At 63.9% G+C, this 16,661-nt stretch carries 14 protein-coding genes; 7 read left to right on the top strand and 7 right to left on the bottom strand.

Annotation, left to right across the window (positions count from 1 at the left end):
* Positions 1-3: 3 nt before the first annotated feature.
* Positions 4-1,848 carry an aminopeptidase P family protein gene (locus FJ977_RS29980; protein ID WP_140775809.1) on the bottom strand — a complete coding sequence of 615 codons (1,845 nt, stop codon included), beginning with the start codon at positions 1,846-1,848 and terminating at the stop codon, positions 4-6.
* A 505-nt stretch (positions 1,849-2,353) separates the two neighbouring features.
* Here FJ977_RS29980 and FJ977_RS29985 point away from each other — a divergent pair.
* Positions 2,354-5,884, top strand: a complete 3,531-nt coding sequence (locus FJ977_RS29985; protein WP_181180112.1) for an autotransporter domain-containing protein — start codon at positions 2,354-2,356, stop codon at positions 5,882-5,884.
* Positions 5,885-6,087: 203 nt separating this feature from the next.
* Here the strand turns inward: FJ977_RS29985 and FJ977_RS29990 are convergent, their stop codons facing one another.
* Together FJ977_RS29990 and FJ977_RS29995 are read right to left on the bottom strand one after the other, a co-directional pair.
* On the bottom strand, positions 6,088-6,960 hold the full coding sequence (locus FJ977_RS29990; protein ID WP_140775811.1) for a 50S ribosomal protein L11 methyltransferase: 873 nt from the start codon (positions 6,958-6,960) through the stop codon (positions 6,088-6,090).
* A gap of 65 nt (positions 6,961-7,025) precedes the next feature.
* Positions 7,026-7,604 carry an SCO family protein gene (locus tag FJ977_RS29995; RefSeq protein ID WP_056573228.1) on the bottom strand — a complete coding sequence of 193 codons (579 nt, stop codon included), beginning with the start codon at positions 7,602-7,604 and terminating at the stop codon, positions 7,026-7,028.
* A 189-nt stretch (positions 7,605-7,793) separates the two neighbouring features.
* Here FJ977_RS29995 and FJ977_RS30000 point away from each other — a divergent pair, with 189 nt between their 5' ends.
* The 3 genes from FJ977_RS30000 to FJ977_RS30010 all read left to right on the top strand — a co-directional run bounded on the left by FJ977_RS30000 (position 7,794) and on the right by FJ977_RS30010 (position 9,765).
* The gene (locus FJ977_RS30000; protein ID WP_140775812.1) at positions 7,794-8,297 is read left to right on the top strand and encodes a CreA family protein; all 504 of its coding nucleotides are present in this window, start codon (positions 7,794-7,796) and stop codon (positions 8,295-8,297) included.
* Positions 8,298-8,384: 87 nt separating this feature from the next.
* Entirely contained in the window at positions 8,385-9,026 is a 642-nt protein-coding gene (locus tag FJ977_RS30005) for a DapH/DapD/GlmU-related protein (RefSeq protein WP_140775813.1), read from the top strand.
* 313 nt (positions 9,027-9,339) lie between these two features.
* A complete protein-coding gene (locus FJ977_RS30010; RefSeq protein ID WP_140775814.1) occupies positions 9,340-9,765 on the top strand; it encodes a low affinity iron permease family protein in 426 nt (141 codons plus the stop codon).
* A gap of 11 nt (positions 9,766-9,776) precedes the next feature.
* Here FJ977_RS30010 and FJ977_RS30015 read toward each other — a convergent pair whose 3' ends face one another.
* Complete coding sequence (locus tag FJ977_RS30015) at positions 9,777-10,643, bottom strand: SDR family NAD(P)-dependent oxidoreductase (RefSeq protein WP_140775815.1); 867 nt, start codon at positions 10,641-10,643, stop codon at positions 9,777-9,779.
* 134 nt (positions 10,644-10,777) lie between these two features.
* On the opposite strand from FJ977_RS30015, the gene FJ977_RS30020 reads away from it, so the two are divergent.
* Positions 10,778-11,059: a hypothetical protein gene (locus tag FJ977_RS30020; RefSeq protein WP_140775816.1), complete on the top strand. Its 282-nt coding sequence runs from the start codon at positions 10,778-10,780 to the stop codon at positions 11,057-11,059.
* 15 nt (positions 11,060-11,074) lie between these two features.
* On the opposite strand, the gene FJ977_RS30025 is transcribed toward FJ977_RS30020, so the two are convergent.
* Entirely contained in the window at positions 11,075-11,650 is a 576-nt protein-coding gene (locus FJ977_RS30025; RefSeq protein ID WP_140775817.1) for a TMEM175 family protein, read from the bottom strand.
* Positions 11,651-11,887: 237 nt separating this feature from the next.
* On the opposite strand from FJ977_RS30025, the gene FJ977_RS30030 reads away from it, so the two are divergent.
* A complete protein-coding gene (locus tag FJ977_RS30030) occupies positions 11,888-12,298 on the top strand; it encodes an SH3 domain-containing protein (protein WP_140775818.1) in 411 nt (136 codons plus the stop codon).
* A gap of 66 nt (positions 12,299-12,364) precedes the next feature.
* Here the strand turns inward: FJ977_RS30030 and FJ977_RS30035 are convergent, their stop codons facing one another.
* On the bottom strand, positions 12,365-13,837 hold the full coding sequence (locus tag FJ977_RS30035) for an MATE family efflux transporter (RefSeq protein WP_140775819.1): 1,473 nt from the start codon (positions 13,835-13,837) through the stop codon (positions 12,365-12,367).
* Between the two features lie 244 nt (positions 13,838-14,081).
* Between FJ977_RS30035 and FJ977_RS30040 the strand changes: the two genes are divergently transcribed.
* The gene (locus FJ977_RS30040) at positions 14,082-14,876 is read left to right on the top strand and encodes a L,D-transpeptidase (protein WP_140775820.1); all 795 of its coding nucleotides are present in this window, start codon (positions 14,082-14,084) and stop codon (positions 14,874-14,876) included.
* A 69-nt stretch (positions 14,877-14,945) separates the two neighbouring features.
* On the opposite strand, the gene FJ977_RS30045 is transcribed toward FJ977_RS30040, so the two are convergent.
* Positions 14,946-16,421, bottom strand: a complete 1,476-nt coding sequence (locus tag FJ977_RS30045; protein ID WP_140775821.1) for an esterase-like activity of phytase family protein — start codon at positions 16,419-16,421, stop codon at positions 14,946-14,948.
* Between the last annotated feature and the right edge of the window lie 240 nt (positions 16,422-16,661).

The following is a 16,661-nucleotide window of genomic DNA, read 5'->3' on the forward strand; positions in this document are numbered from 1 at the left end:
CAATCAAATCTTCGCGTCGTGCGGCAGTGGGGCGGTCGCCTTTTCCAGCCAGGCCAGGGTTTCGCCATCGAGCATCGGTCCGATCTCGGCCAACACACGGGCATGGTAGGCGTCGAGCCAATGCAGTTCCTCGCGCGTCAAAAGGTCTGACCGCACCAGCCTGACGTCGATCGGCGCCAGCGTCAGCGTCTCGAAGCCGTGCATGGCGATGTCGCCGCCCTCGATCTGTTCAGCCGGCGTCACCAGGATGAGGTTCTCGATGCGGATGCCGTAGGCGCCTTCCTTATAGTAACCCGGCTCGTTGGACAGCATCATGCCTTCGAGCAGCTTTTCGGTGCCGGTGCGGGCAATGCGCTGTGGACCTTCATGCACGGCCAGATACGAGCCGACGCCATGGCCGGTGCCATGGGCGAAGTCGCAGCCATGCTTCCACAGCGCCATGCGGGCGACGGCGTCGATCTCCGAACCGCGCGTGCCGGCGGGGAAGCGCAATGTGGAAATGCCGATCATGCCTTTCAGCACCAGCGTGAAGCGCTCGCGCATCTCCTCGGTCGGCTGGCCGATCGGCACGGTGCGGGTGATGTCGGTGGTGCCGTCCTGATACTGCGCGCCGGAATCGAGCAGGAACAACTCGCCGGCCTGGAGCTTGCGGCTGGTGGCGCGCGACACGCGGTAATGCATGATGGCGCCGTTCGGACCGGCGCCGGAAATAGTGTCGAAGGAGACGTCGCGCAGCGGCATCTGCGTTTCCTCCCCGGTCTGCCTGCGGCTCTCTTCGAGCCTGGTGACCACCGCGATCTCGTCGAGCGAACCGGGTTTCTGGCGCTCCAGCCAGCACAAGAGCTTGGCCACCGCCGCACCGTCCCGGCGATGCGCGGCGCGCGAGCCGGCGATCTCGGCCTGGTTCTTCGTGGCGCGCGGGATGCGGGCCGGGTCGGGCGCGGCAATCATCGTACCGCCATTGTCCTCGACCAGCATGCGCAGCCTGTCGGCCGCCAGCACCGGGTCGAGCGCGATCTTGGCGCCGCCCTTGGCAAGCGCTGCGATCGCCGCCTCGAACTCGCCGGGCTCATGCGGGTCGGCGAGCTGGGTGAGATAGGCCGCGACCTGGCGCGAGAATTTGCGCTTGTCCATGAACAGCTGGTGCGACCCGTCGGCGGCCAGGATGGCGAAGCCGAGCGCCAGCGGCGTGTGCGGCACGTCGCCGCCGCGGATGTTGAAGACCCAGGCGATGGAGGAGGGGTCGGTCAGCACGGCGTGGGTGGCGCCGTCCTTGCCGATCGCTGTTGCCAGCCGCGCCAGCTTGTCCTTGGCGAGCTCGCCGGCAAAGCCGATCGGGTGCAGCTCGACCGGGGTCACGGGTGCGGCGGGCTGGTCCTTCCAGATGATGTCGATCGGGTTTTTGTCGAGCGGCACCAGCACGGCGCCGGTCTTGTCGGCCGAGGCCTGCAGCGCCTTGACCTCGCCGACCGTGTGCAGCCATGGATCGAAGCCGAGCCGCGCGCCTTTGCCGATATTATCCTTGAGCCAGACGGCGGGCGGGTTGTCGACCAGGCTTTCGATCGAAAAAATGTCGAGATCGACCTCATTGCGCACCTGCAGCGTGTAGCGCCCGTCGACGAAGACGAAGGCGCGGTCGCGCAGAACGATGGCGACACCGGCCGAGCCACTGAAGCCGGTCAGCCATTTCAGCCGTGCCGAACGATCGGCGACATATTCGCCCTGATGCTCGTCCGCGCGCGGCACGATAAAACCATCGAGGCCATTGGCGGCCAGCCATTGGCGCAGCAGCGCCACGCGCGGCTTTCCGACTGCCGGGTCGCCGGCGGAATCGAAGGTCTGGAACATGATGGGCCTCCTTGGTAGTCGCGCGACCGTAACCTATGGGCTGGGAAAGCGGAATCGATTTCCCGGCCGGCGCAAACTGCTACAGCGCCGCCTGGCTGACAACCAGATGGGGCTGGTCCAGCCATTTGCACAAAGGGCCGCTTCAGCTCCGCCCGACGACGCCATGTTGCAGGCGCGCAATCGTGACCAGAAAAAGTCAGCAAGCACTGTCTTTTGAGCGTGCGCCAGGTTGCAGGGCAAGCTATCTGTATCGCCGTTTCTTGGGTTTGACCGGACGGGTGGGGGCCTTCCGATCGGAGTCGTTGTCGGAGGGCGTTGATGAACATGGGAAATCCTTGGCCATTTTTGGCCAGTCAACGTCAGGCTGAGCCCGGCACGCACCCCCGATAGAATGATCTGAACGTTGAGCGCGGGTGCCACCCGCGTGCCGTTCAAGGCTGTCTTCAATCAACATCACGGCAATACCAGCATGCCCGTTGGGCGGGCGCGGAATATGGGGCGAGGCATGAATTCTTCAACGATGGCCGGCGGGATCGACTTCCTGTCGCGAGCGCTCGGCAGGCCGGGCGCGAGCCTCGGCGCACGGCGGCGGAGCCTGCTGGTGGGCACGGCCTTGGCCGGGCTGGCGTTGCTGGCGACGCCGGCGGCCGCGCAGGAGTGGACGGGCGCGACGAGCTCGGATTACGCCGTTGGAACCAACTGGAACGGCGGCTCTGTGCCGAATTCCACCACCGCGGACATTGTCTTCGGGGCGGGTGCCGGCACGACGAATGTCGATCTGACGACGCCGAATTCGTCCACTCTTTTCTTCGCCCGCACCGTTACCTTCGACGATGCCAACAGTGCCTACACCGTATCGCTCTCGAACAAGGGATATCTCAATATCTACGGCGGCGTGAACAACACGTCCGGGGTGACCCAGAATTTCGCGGTGACCGGCGTTTCAGCAACCGGCGAAGCTTCCTATCTCATCTTCAGCAACAGCAATGCCGGCAGCGATGTCACCTATACGGTGAACCCCTATGGCGTCCTGCAGTTCAATTCCAGCAATGCATCGCCGGCTTCAGGCGCCGACGCGAAGTTCGTCCTCAATGGCGGCGCGGTCTCGCTATCGGGGTCGGGTACGCTCGCGCTCGGCTCGGTCGAAGGATCCGGCATCCTTTCCTATTATGGAAATCCGTCAGGCTCGACAGGAACGATCCAGATCGGCGGCCTGAACACCAGCACCACGCTCAACGCGCAAATCCAGGAACAGAACGGCGCCCTTTCGATAGAGAAGGTCGGATCAGGCACGCTGACGCTCACGGGGGTAAGCAATTACAGCGGCGGCACGATCCTGACTGGCGGAACCCTGTTGATCGGAGACGACGCCGCGCTCGGCACTGGCGGCCTGACCATGGCCAACGGCACGACATTCGGCGCCAGTGGAACGCACACATTCGCCCAAGCCGTGACGTTGGAGAGCGGGTCGGAGACGATCGACACCAGCAACGGAGACCTGACACTTTCATCGGGCATCAGCGAGAGCGGAGGCCCGGCTTCGTTGACCAAGACCGGAAGCGGCACCCTGACGCTGAACGGGGCAAGCACCTACAGCGGCGGCACCTACCTTAATGTTGGCACGCTCAGCCTGGGCAATGACCTGGCCCTTTCAACGGGGGAGGTTTTTGCATCGGGCGGTACTCTCGACATCCACGACGGGGTCACGATTGACAATGACCTGCACCTGTACGCCAACGCGACGCTGAACGTCAGCTCCGGCACAGGCACCTACACCGGACATATCTCGGACGAAGAGGTCGCTGGAATCTTCAAGACCGGTGCGGGCACACTGGTCTTGAGCGACGGCAACAGCTTCAGCGGCGGCGCGACGATCAGCGACGGCATACTGCGAATCATGGGCAGCAATTCCTTGGGGGCCACCGGATCGGGAATGGTCACGCTGGATGGCGGTACCTTGCAGGCCGGAGCCGACAACATCGTCATTTCCAACGCCATGATCCTGTTTGGCGCGGCCGGCGGCACCATCGACACAAACGGCTTCGACGTCAGCACGACCGCCAGCATGGGCGACAACGATACGCCAAGCGGGACGTTCACCAAGACGGGAGCGGGAACGCTGACAGTGGACGGTTTCGCCGGCAACAACACCTACGCCACGGCCACCGACGTCGCCCAAGGCACGCTGAAGGCGGCCACGGCCGACATCTTCAGCGCGAACAGCGCCTATACGGTGGAAAGTGGAGCCACGCTTGATCTCAACAATTTCGACCAGGCGATCGGCTCGCTTGCCGGCGCTGGCTCGGTCAAAACCGGTTCCGGCACGCTCACGACCGGAGGCGACAACAGTTCGACGGTGTTTTCCGGCGCTCTCAGCGGAACGGGCGGGCTGAAGAAGGCGGGAAGCGGAACCTTCGAACTCTCCGGCGACAACAGTGGTTTCTCTGGCGCGACAAGGGTGCAAGCCGGCACATTGCTGGTGACGGGAAATCTTGGCGGTTCGGTTGTCACGGTCGATAGTGGCGCCACGCTCGAAGGCGATGGCAGCATCGGCGGACTGGTGGCCGAGGGCACGGTCGCGCCGGGCGAGCACGCAATCGATACGTTGAACGTCAAGGGCAATCTCAGTTTTGCGGCCGGGTCCACCTATGCCGTGGATTTGAACGCCGCCGGCGATTCCGATCTCATAGATGCCACGGGCACGGCGACGATCGGCGCTGGCGCCAATCTGACGCTCGCGAATTCCGGCGCCTATGTGCCGGGTCAGTACAAGGTGCTGCATGCCGGAGGCAATCTGCTTGGCGACAAGACCTTCACCATCATCGACCCCCAGGTTTCCTACTTCCTGGCTGCGTCGATCGGCCAGGACCTGAACAACATCTATGTCGATATCGCGCAGAACAAATCCCTCGCCTCGGCCGGCCTGACATCAAACCAGATCGCAACGGGTACCGGATTTGAGAGTGTCGGCAGCGGCCCCTTGTTCGGGGCGATCCTGGCGCTGCCGACCGCCGAAGCCGCGCAGGACGCCTTCGACCGGCTTTCGGGCGAAGTCCATGCCTCGGCCAAGGGCATGCTCCTCCAGGACAGCCACTTCCTGCAGGACGCGGTGACGGCGCGCCTGCGTGCCGCCTTCGGCGACAGCGGCAAGACCGCTTCGCTGCCGGTCATGGCCTATGGCGAGGACGGCGTTCAGTCCGTCGCCGCCGACACCGACCGCTTCGCCATCTGGTCGCAGGGTTTCGGGTCCTGGGGCCGTACCGACAGCGACGGCAATGCGGCCGCCTTCGACCGGTCGACGGGCGGTCTGCTGGTCGGCGCCGACGGTCTGGCCGGCGACTGGCGCATCGGCGTGGTCGGCGGCTACAGCCGCACCAGCTTCAATGCCGACGACAGGGCCTCGTCGGGCGATAGCGACAACTATCATCTGGGCCTGTATGGCGGGACCAATTGGGGCGCCATCGCCTTCCGCACCGGCGCCGCCTACACCTGGCACCGGATCTCGACATCGCGCTCCGTCGCGTTCCAGGGTTTCACCGACAGCCTGTCGGCCGACTACGACGCCGCGACCGCGCAGGCCTTTGGCGAACTGGCCTACAAGACCGATGCCGGACCATTTGCCTTCGAGCCCTTCGCCAACCTCGCTTACGTGAACCTGCATACAGACGGCTTCGCGGAGAGCGGCGGCACCGCGGCGCTGACCAGCGGCAGTTCGTCGTCGGATACGACCTTCACCACGCTTGGCGTCAGAGCGTCCACCGACGTCACCATTGGCGGCGTGGCGGCGACCGCGCGTGGCATGTTCGGCTGGCGTCATGCCTATGGCGAGGTCACGCCGCTGTCGACCTTCGCCTTTGCCGGCGGAGACGACTTCACCATCGCCGGTGTGCCGATCGCCAGGGATGCGATGCTGGTCGAAGCCGGCTTCGACGTGCAACTGGCGCGCAACGCGACGCTCGGCCTGTCCTATGCCGGACAGTTCGGGCCCGATGCCTTCGACAACGGCTTCAAGGCCAATCTGGGCATCAAGTTCTAAGCGGCGATCGGGCTTTTTGCTGTTGGGCCGGAACATCCATGCGGTGGCGAAGTTCTGAAAGGCCTGTTTCCCTCACAGGCATCTGAAGCTGGTGGAAAACAGCATTCAAGGCTCCGCTGGCTCCGGTCGGCGGAGTTTTGGGTTTTGGCAACAATTTCGGAAATGGATCTCGCGATTGCCGGCGCTGCGGTGCTCGCCCTGTCTCAATGCTTGAGATGGATCGTCACCCAGCCCTCGCGGTGCAAGGTGCGCACGTGCCGGAAATTCTGGCCGACATAGGCCGAGATGACGGCATCGCGCTGGCGATCGAGAATGCCTGACAGCACGATCGAGCCGCCGAGCGCGATATGCCTGGCCATTTGCGGCGCCAGCCGCATCAGCGGCCGCGCCAATATGTTGGCGACGATGAGATCGAAGGGGGCACGCTTGCCGAAGATCGGGTGGTGAAAGCCCGGCGCGGTCACCGTTTCGACGAGTGCCTTGACATGGTTGAGCCGCGCATTGGCGGCGGCGACCTTCACCGCCACAGGATCGATGTCGGTGGCGAGCACTGGAATATGCGCCAGCTTGGCGACGGCGATGGCCAGCACGGCGCTGCCGGTGCCAAGGTCGAGCGCATTGCGCGGGTGCTCGCGCCGCACCACGTTCTCAAGCATTTCCAGGCAGCCGGCGGTGGTGCCATGATGGCCGGTGCCGAAGGCGAGGCCTGCCTCGATCTCGATGGCGAGTTCGCCGCTGTGGCGCTTTGTGCGATCATGTCCACCGTGGACGAAGAAACGCCCGGCGCGCACCGGCTTCAGGCCTTCCAGCGAACGCGCCACCCAGTCGATGTCGGGCAGTGCCTCGCGCTCGACCGGCTTCGACAGAGCGAGGCCGGCAAGAATGTCCTTCACCCGGGCCTCGACGGCGTCGACGTCGCCATCGGCATAGAGCGAGACCTCGTGGATGTCCTTGTCCTCGTCGACTTCGAGCACCGCAATCGGCAAGCCTTCATCCTCGAAGGCCAACTCAAGCGCCGCGAAGACGCGCTCAGCCTCGATCTTTCCGGTGGTGAAATGGAGCCGCGTCTGGGTCATCGGGAGTTTCTTCTTCGGGTTTGATCTTTGTCCGAAAACCGGTTTCCACTTTTCGGGATCAAACTCTAGCCCTTCGCGGCAAGACGCTTCAGCTTTTCGACCGCGGTGCTGGCGCTTTCGCCATAGGCGATCGTGCCGGCGAAGTCGCCCTTGCCGTTGAGCAGCAGCACCGAGGCGGTGTGGTCCATCGTGTAGTCGCCGTCGCCGGTATCGACCTTCTTCCAGTAGATGCCGAAGGACTTTGCCATGGCATGGACCTTGTCCGGGTCGCCGGTGATGCCGGTGATGCGGTCGGAGAAGTTGCTGACATAGGCATTCATCACCGCCGGCGTATCACGCTCCGGGTCGACCGACACGAAATAGGCGTGCAAGGTCTTGCCGTCGTCGCCGAGGGTCTTCAGCCAGCCGGAGAGTTCGAACAGCGTGGTCGGGCAAACCTCGGGGCAGTGGGTGAAGCCGAAGAAGACGACGCTGGGTTGCCCCCTGAAGGCCGCTTCGGTGATCGGCGCGCCTTTCTGGTCGACCAGGGTGAAGGGCGCGCCGAACGGTTCGCCGCCATAGTGGCCGCGATACCAGTCGAAGGTCAGCCAGCCGATGCCGGCCGCCATCAGGACGAGAATACCGACCAGGATAGAACGCATCATCAGAAAAGTCCGTCCGCAGAAATCATCGCGCCGGCTCAATGCCGCGCCGGTGCGACAGTCTTAGCGGTTCGGCCCCGCGCAGGCAAAGTGCCGCGTTGCCGCAACCGTGGTGGTGTTGACGCATCCGCTTGCAAAGCGGCACAACGCGTCCCACCTGAAACCGGCAACTCGAACCGCAGGAGACCTCCTTTGCGCAAACTGATTGGGCGAAAAGTGATCGGCGGCGCCTTGGCCGCATGCGTTGCGCTCGGCGCCGGCACCGCCGTCGCCGAGGAAGTCGGCAAGGTGGGCGTCGACTGGGTCGGCAACGACATCAAGATCGACGCGATCAAGGACCCCAAGGTGGATGGCGTGACCTGCCATGTCGCCTATTTCGACCGCAGCGTCATCGATCGCCTGCACAAGGGCAACTGGTTCGAGGATCCCAGCGATTCCTCGATCTCCTGCCGCCAGACCGGCCCGATCACCATCGGCGACATCGACATGAGCGAGGGCGGCGAGGAGGTGTTCAAGCAAGGCCTCAGCCTGATCTGGAAGAAGCAGGTGGTGAACCGCATCTACGACAAGGCCAACGAGACGTTGATCTACCTCTCGCATTCCCGCCAGGTGCAGAACGGCTCGGCGAAAATGTCGGTCACGACAGTGCCGCTCTACGGCCAGAACGTGGTGTGGAGCAAGGGCAAGCCGAACTAGGCGGGGCGGACGTCTTTCGTGCTGATCGGCCCCGCGGACAATTGCTCCTGCCTTGCAGGAGCAATTGCTCTGACGTAAAGCCGCCGCATGGACCGTTCCGAAGACCTCGTCCTCAAGGACCCCGAGCCGCGCATCCATCCGACCGCGGAACTCAAGGCGTGCAAGCTCGGCCGCTACGCCTCGATCGGCGAGCGGGTGGTGCTGCGCGAGGTGATCGTCGGCGACTTCTCCTATTTCGAGCGCCATGCCGAGGCGATCTATACGAGCATCGGCAAATTCTGCTCGATCGCCGCCAACAGCCGCATCAATGCGCTGGAACATCCGATCGAACGGCTGACGCAGCACAAGGTCAGCTATCGACCGAACGAGTATTTTCGCTGGCTGGGCGTCGATGCCGCGTTCCGCGAGCGGCGGCAAGCGAATGCCGTGACCATCGGCCATGACGTATGGGTGGGCCACGGCGCGGTGATCATGCCTGGCATCACTGTCGGCAACGGTGCTGTCATCGGCGCCAATGCGGTGGTGACGCAGGACGTACCGTCCTACATGATCGTCGCCGGCGTGCCGGCGAAGCCGCTGCGGCCGCGCTTTCCCCCGGCTGTCGCGGCACGGATCGAAGCGCTCGCCTGGTGGGACTGGCCGGTCGAGAAACTCGCCAGGGCGGTTCCCGACATCCAGGCAATGCCGATCGAGGTCTTCCTCGACCGTTGGGAAAACGACGCCGCTTAGAGCAGGTCACCGTCTCAAGGAACGGCGAACAGCTCACTGGCGCACAGGCTGCGAAGCAAGTTGCGGGAAAGTGGACCCCTTCCGCCATGCGGGGGTGGCGCGGCGGAAGGGGCTGGAGTTAAACCGCCGTGAAGCGGAAGGAACAGGCTCTTTGCCTGCATGGTTACCATGCCACTAAACCGATAAGGTGTGTTTTCCGTCAAACGCCCTCATTGCGTGTATTCAATTGCGCCTGACGTATTTGTTGCCCGTGGGAACCTGGAACGGCCGTCGATTGTTTCTCATCGCGGCAGCCATTGAGGGTTCTCGACAGATGGAAAAGCTTTTCACCAAGGTCGCCAACCGGGTCGCCCATATAACCGGCCTCCCGCTGACCTTTGCCGCCTGCTGCGTGATCGTGGTCGTCTGGGCGGTAAGCGGGCCGTTCTTCGGTTTCTCGGACACCTGGCAATTGGTGATCAACACCGGGACGACCATCATCACCTTCCTGATGGTGTTTCTCATCCAGAACACCCAGAACCGCGATGGCGCGGCGATCCAGGCCAAGCTCGATGAACTGATCCGGGTCAGCGAGGGCCACAACCATTTCATCGGCATCGAGCATCTGACGGAATCCGAGGTCGAGGAGATCCGCGACAGATGCGAGAAAGCAGCACTACGCCATGACAAGGAGATCGCCGCGATGGCCGCAAAGAAGGCCGTGGCGCAAAAACGAGCTCCGAAAAAGCGTGCGGCTTGAAGATGTGAAGATCAATTTTTCATGAAGGCCGCGAAAGCATCCTTGTGGTCCGGGTGCCAGCGCGACAAGGCCGGGCGGTTTTCGATGATGTCGCCGATGGCCCAGGCCATGCGCTTTTCATCCACGGGGCGCGCCACGTCGTTGTCCGGGCACAAGATGTAGAAATCGCCACTGACCAGGGATTCCAGCATGAAATCAACAACCTGCTCGCCGGTCCAAGCACCGGCTGGCTTTTCCGTGGCACCCTCGGTGAGGCCGGTATAGGTGAAGCCGGGGATGAGCGGATGCGCCGACAGGCGGGCGCCCGGCTCGTTGCGCAGCGCATGCGCGAGGCCCTCGGTGAATGTCTTCACGCCGGCCTTGGAGACATTGTAGGCAAGGTTGCCGGGCGGCGTGGTGATGCCTTGCTTGGAGCCGGTGTTGACGATCAGGCCCGGTTTGGCCGACGTCAGCATGCGCGGTGCGAAGGCTTCGACACCATGCACGACACCCCAGAAATTGATGTCGAGCAGCCGCTTCCACGCATCGCGGTTTTCCCAGGGCTTGCCGGGGTTGTCGCCGACGCCGGCATTGTTCATCAGCAGCGAGATTTCGCCGAAGGCGCCGAATGCCCGGTCGGCAAGACGATCGACCTCATCGGCCTTCGAAACGTCCGATGCAACGGCAAGCACGGCGTCGCCGCCGGCAATGGCCGAGACGGCCCGGGAGGCATCGTCGAGGCGGGTACCGGCGATGTCCGCGAGCACGATCTTCATGCCCATCAACGCAAGCCGTTTGGCGGCCGCCAGACCAATGCCGCTCGCGGCGCCGGTGATGACGGCGGTGTTGCCGGGGCCAAGCGCGGGCAGGGCGGTCTGGATTTCGGCGTCGGTGATCATGAGCGATGGGTCCTTTTCTCGATGGTGCCGAACTTAGCGCTGGAACAGGCTTGCGCAAGCCTGCGTCGGCACGTGTGCGGGTTGACCGGGCCGGTCGAGGCTGCGCATGCTGTCTCGGTAATGGAGATTTTCTATTGACGGATTGGGTTGCAATTCTGAAGGAACAGACCGCCACCGGCGACCAGATGGGGCGCGAGGTGCCGCAGATGCTGGCCAACCCCGATATCAACGAAGCCCAGGTGAAGACACTGTTTTCGGCGCTGGAAAAACAGGCCGAGTTCGTCGAGAAACTGCGCATGGCGCTGGAGAAGTTCGGCCATGATTTCTCGATCATCAAGGCGGCCGAACGGCTGGAGGAGCGCTATGCCGACCTTGCCGCTTCGGTGGCGGAGAAGCTGAAGGCGATGCGTAAATAGGGCTGGTTTACCGCGCTACTTCTCGAGAACGCGCGAAAAGCGCGTGTCCGGCACAAGCCACACCAGGGCGACGACAACATAGAGGCCCACGCTGATCCACCGGTTGAGGAAGGCAAGTGCGATGGCCGCGAGGTAGACGGCAAGCGAAAGCCTTCCCTTGCGGTCGCTGCCGATCGCCTTGGCGAAGGCGGTGTCCGGCCCATGCAGACAGTGCAGGGCGATGACCAGGATGCCGTAGGCGGTCGCGCACATTGCAAGGTCGAAACCGTAGACCGCGACCGGGACCGTGGCGAAATGGTTCTCGCCCATGAAAGCCGTCGTTACCGGCATCAGGGACAACCAGAACAACAGATGCAGGTTGGCCCACAACACGCCACCATCGACGCGCTGTACGGTGTGGAACATGTTGTGCAGATTGTTCCAGTAGATGCCGACATTGATGAATGAGAGCACGTAGCACAGGAAGATCGGCAATTGCGGCACCAGGGCGGAGAGGTCCTCGCCCTCCGGTACCTTGAGATCCAGCACCATGATGGTGATGATGATGGCCACCACGCCGTCGGTGAATGCCTCGACCCTGCCTTTGCCCATGCTCACCGCCTCTGCCTGCAACGAATTGTCGAAAGACAGTAAACTGTTAGCGGAAGTTCCCGGGCCGATAAACGGCACTCGGGAAATTCCTCAACTATGTCCGGGAAAACTCCCTCGTCGGGACTGCCGATGTGATGATCAGCCTTGGCCAGTTGTTGACTTCCGGCTGCTTTCTCTCCCTTTTGATACAACCCTTGGTCGAGCAGTCGAGCGGCCGGGGCTCGAATGGAGGGACTGATGAGATTTCGATTTCTGCTTGCGATGGCGACCATTCTGGCCGCCGTCTTCGGAACATCCGCCGCGGCCTTCGCCTACAGCGCCCATACCACGACAAATCTCAACGTGCGTAGCGGGCCCGGCGCCGAATTCGCCAGGGTCGGGACGTTGCCGGCCGGCTTCAGGGTTGACGTGGCCGGCTGCCAGCCGGGTTGGTGCCGGATAGATGGTGGTGGTGTCAGCGGCTGGGCCAGTTCCGGTTATCTTTCACGCGCCCATGTCGTTCGTCCGCCGATCGTCATCGTTCGTCCGCCGCATCATCGGCCGCCGCACTGGCACAAGCCGCCCCATCACCGTCCTCCGCACCATCGCCCGCCGCATAAGCCGCGGCCCGGCAAGTGCAAGATCGCTCCCGGCTTTCCCTGCAAATAGGCAGATCGCGAATGCCGTAACGAAAAAGGGGCCGCCTCATCGCGGCCCTTTTGGCTTTGTCGGTGATCAGCCGTTCGGCGTCTCAGGCGCCATGTTCGCGCGCCCACGCGGCACGCCAAGCCCGGTATCCGGTGGCTCGCCCGCGGCCGGCCTGTCCTCGATCATGTGCATGGTGCGCCAGCCGCCGAAGCGGTAATAGGCCGCGGCCAGAACCAGCGAGGTGATCGAGCCGGCCGGAAAACTCCACCACAACGCTTCCTCGCCGATCACGCCACGCATGAAATAGGCAAAGCCGGTGCGTATGACGAGCACCGAGATCACCAGGATGATCAGCGGCGGCATCACCGCACCGGTGGCGCGCACGGTGGCGAACAGCACGATGGTGATGCCGAACAGGATGAACGACCAGGACGCCACGGTGTTGATATGGGCGGCGATATCAATTGCCGCGCTGTCGCTGCTCAGGAACAGGCTGAGGATCGAGCGGTCGAAGAACCACAGCAGCGCGACGAGAGCGCCGGTCAGGACAAGGTTGAAGCCGACGCCGGAGGCGGCGACGCGGCCGATCCGGTCCCAGCGGCCGGCGCCGACATTCTGCGCCGCCATCGAGGAGACCGCGGCACCGATGGCGAGCGCCGGCATCTGGATGTAGGTCCACAGCTGCGCGGCGATGCCGTAGGCGGCGGCGACTTGCGAGCCGTAGGAATTGACGATGCCCATCACCGTGAGTGCCGCCGCCGAAATCACGATCATCTGCAGCCCCATGGGCACGCCCTTGAAGACGACAATGCGCAGCAAGGCAGGGTCAGGCCGCAGCAGAGCGAGATTGGCGCCGGCCAGCCGCAGCGGATGCTTGCGCGCATAGAGCACGACAAGGATAGCGATGACGCTCACGGTCTGACCGATCAGCGTCGAGGTCGCGGATCCGGCGATGCCGAGTTCGGGGAAGGGGCCGATGCCGCGGATCAGCAGCGGGTTGAGCACGATGTCGAGCACGACCGCCAGCGCCATGAAGAAGAAGGGTGTGCGCGAATCGCCGGCACCGCGCAGCACGGTCATGACGAAGGACAGAAGGTTCATCATCGGCACGGCGATGAAGATGATGCGCAGATAGGAACGCGCCAGCGGCAAGGCGTCCGCCGGTGTGCCAAGCGTGTTGAGGATGGCGTCGACCCAGATCCAGCCGCATACCGCGAAGACTATGGAAACGAGAAAGAAGAAGGTGGCGCTGGTGCCGACGATGCGGCGCGCCTCGGGCAGGTCGCGGGCACCGACCGACTGCGCCACCAGGATCGTCGCCGCCATGCCGATGCCGAACACCGTGCCCAGGATCAGGAACAGGACGAGGTTGGCGTTGGAGGTGGCCGTCAGGGCCGATTCGCCAAGGAAACGGCCGACCCAGACGGCATTGATCGACCCGTTGAGCGACTGCAGCACGTTGGACCCCAACACCGGCAAGGCAAACAGCAGCAGCGTGCGCGGGATCGGGCCGCTGGTCAGGTCGCCGGTGCGCCGGCGCGTGGGCATTTTTTCGGTCATGGCTGGAGGCTTATCCCAACTCGGTCCGCGATGATTGCCGATTCAACGGCACAGGTCGATGCGGCGTCGGAAAATTCCGCTTGGCGCGTGTCATGCGGTTCGCCGTTTCACGAAAGCGGCGAACCCCTGATTCTCCTCGTTTACGCAACCCAATCATGTTCTCAAAGCTCCCGGAATGGGGTATTTGATCCTTGGGGCGTGGGGCCCGCATATCCTTATCGGATATGGACAAGCCGGGGGGATCATGTCCGATATTCCGCTGTTTTCCGAGCGCCTGAGCCGGCGCGCGTTTCTGGGTGCGTCCGCCTTGGGCGCGGCCTCCGTGGCTCTTTCGGCATGCACCACGACGGAGGTGGTGACGCCGCCACCGCCCGTGGCAGCGCCGCCGCCCGATACGGCGTTCGGTGATACCGTCAGCATGTACGCGGCGCGCACCGACGAGGGCTACCAGCTGCCGGCAATCCCGGTGGCCAAGCTCGATCCGAAGTTCGTGCGCCAGGTCGTGGCCGACCCGACCGGAGAAAAACCCGGCACCATCGTCGTCGATGTCTCGGAGCACTTCCTCTATCTGGTGCGCGACGGCGGAAAGGCGATCCGCTACGGCGTCAGCCTCGGCAAGGCTGGTTTTGGATGGACCGGCAGCGCCGTGGTCCAGGCGAGGAAGAAGTGGCCGGTGTGGACGCCGCCGCCGGAAATGATCCAGCGCCGGCCGGAACTGGCGAAATACAAGGACGGCATGCCGCCCGGCCCGCAGAGCCCGCTGGGCGCCCGCGCCCTCTATCTCTTCCGCGACGGCAAGGACACGATGTACCGGCTGCACGGCACGCCGGAGTGGGATTCCATCGGGAAGAATGCTTCGTCGGGCTGCGTGCGCTTCATGAACCAGGACATCATCGACCTCTACAGCCGCGTCAACGGCCCCGCACAGGTCTTCGTCCGCCCAAACCTGTCGGCCGCCGGCAAGATCATGGCCGTGTCGAGCAGGACGGCCGAGCCGATCGATGCAGGCGTGCCGAAGGACGCGGAGTTCTTGAAGTAGGCGTCCTCACGGTCAGCCGTTTGAGGTCGTTCAGGCGGACGCGCCGGGCGCGCCCGCCTTTTTTATGCGTTACTTCTTGGCGAGGCCGGGAAGCGTGACCTGATAGACCAGGAACATGGTGTCGACATTGGCGCCGTCGTCGGCCTTGTAGGGCGCGCCGACCTGGAAGCCGTCCTGGGCGAGGAAGTCGTTGTCATTGGCGACGAACAGGAAGTAATCGTCGGGCAGTTTCGGATCGAGCACGCTGGCCAGCGACATCGCTTCCCACTTCTCGGACAGGTTGTTGTGGTCGTTCGGCGCGCCATTGTGCAGGCCGAAGCGGCCAAGCTCGGCATTGTTGTTGATGTCGATGAACGGGGTCAGCTTGGCCGGCGTCACCGACGGGTCGAGTACGCCCTTGGGGGCGAGCGGCTTGTCAGCGGCGTCGAAAGGACCGCCGGCGATGTCGGTCGCGGCCGAGACATCGACGATGCTGATTTCGCGGTAGAGCGATGTATCGCCCTTCAGGCCCTGGCCGTTGCCGCTGTCGCGCGCCAGCATCAGGAACGCCGTGTCGGACAACGCCACGATCTCGCTCTGGGCGGCGACCTTGGTCTTGCCCTTGGCGTCCTTGAACACCGGCAGCGGCACGACATATTCGTGCGCCAGCTTGAGATGGGCGAGGTCTGAGGCGTCATAGACCAGCGCCCGTGTGTTCTGCCGGGTCGAAGCTGAATCGCCGCCGTCCTGCCTGGTCGCCGACTGCAGCACGGCGATCAAGAACTTGCCGTCCGGGGTCATCGCCATGCCTTCCAGGCCCTGGTTGTTCTGGCGGCCGGTATCGGGATCCTTCGGATCGGGTTCGGCGGCACCTGGACCGGGATTGTCAGAGGAGAAGTTCGGCGCGCCCTTGCGCATCGGCACCAGCGCCGCCGGCGGCTGGGTCGCCGACATCAGACGGCCTTGCGCCGAGAACCGGTAGATATTCGGGCCATATTCATCGGAGATGAACATCGAACCGTCGGGCAGCCGCACGATCGCCTCGTTGTCGAGGGCGAGCTTGCCGTTGGTGGCGGCGGGCAGCATCGGCATGTCGCCAGCCGCCGCGCGCACATCCGACAGCGGATCGAGGCCGGTGGCATCAGTGCCCTTGTCGTCGGTGAGCAGCAAGGTGTCGGCAAGCGTTGCCTTCACGCCTGTCTGCTCCTGGCCAGCAGCACCTGGTGCTGCCGGCGTGAACTCGATGCCGATGGTGTTGAGGCGCGGCCGGTAGTCGGTGGTGCCGGCGACATTGTAACCGCGATCCGGCAGCAACCAGAGCGACCCCTTGTAGGTGCCCGCGTCATGCGTCCAGCCGGCGACGTCGAGCGACATGCCGGAGCCTGAGCCGAACGTCTCGCCGAACTTGTCGCGCTGGGCGGCAGGAATGCGGCCGACGCCGACCAGGCCCTTGTTGACAAAGCTGGTGGCTCCGACGGTCGCGGTGCTGTCGGCGAGCGCCGGCGTCAAGGCGGTGAACAAGGCCAGCGCGACGCCGAGCGAGACGGTTCGGTGCAGGTGTTTCATGGATGGTCCTCTTGGTGACGGATGTGCCGGAGCGGCCGAAGAACGAAAAAGCTCAAGGGGGCGGCACATCGATGATGCCGCGCGCCGCCCCCCGAAAGCGGTCTACGGCGCGAACATGATGCTTGCGTGACAGGGGCGGCACGTATGCCGACCGGCGTGTTCATTGCCCTGCGAGGACATGCGCCCGGGGTGAGAATTCGATCAATCCCGCATCCATTTGGGACAGGCAAGCGCAGCACT

The sequence above is a fragment of the Mesorhizobium sp. B2-1-3A genome, from assembly GCF_006442655.1.
In the GTDB taxonomy this organism is placed as follows: domain Bacteria; phylum Pseudomonadota; class Alphaproteobacteria; order Rhizobiales; family Rhizobiaceae; genus Mesorhizobium.